This window comes from Pseudomonas sp. FSL R10-1339, from assembly GCF_009600545.1.
GTDB classification, from domain to species: domain Bacteria; phylum Pseudomonadota; class Gammaproteobacteria; order Pseudomonadales; family Pseudomonadaceae; genus Aquipseudomonas; species Aquipseudomonas bubulae.
Map to the genome: position 1 here is coordinate 1 of NZ_WIVQ01000296.1, position 324 is coordinate 324.

The following is a 324-nucleotide window of genomic DNA, read 5'->3' on the forward strand; positions in this document are numbered from 1 at the left end:
CGCGAACCCGGCGTTGTACATCAGAGCCCGGTCGAGGCAGGCGGCTTGCCACTGCTCGAAGTCCGGCCACCCTTGGCGTATCGCCCTGTAGGCCCAGAGGCGCAGTTGCTCGAACAGATTGCAGTTCCGGCCCAGCCCGTAGTCCGGGAGGCGCTTACGGCGATCCTGGGCGGGCTCGAGGTCTAGCCAACTGTCGAGGTCGGCCAGGGTGTACAGGCGCGGCTCCCAAGTGGTCACCTGCCAATGCGGGTGCAGAGGATTCTTGCAGATAAGACCCGAATAGCCGAGATCACCACCAAGTAACCGCTATAACCCGCACTCTAC

1 pseudogene is annotated in these 324 nt (G+C 63.3%); it reads right to left on the reverse strand.

Annotated features, from left to right (window positions below):
• Positions 1–291, reverse strand: a pseudogene (locus tag GHO03_RS24855) (replication initiation protein); the annotation flags it as partial.
• Between the last annotated feature and the right edge of the window lie 33 nt (positions 292–324).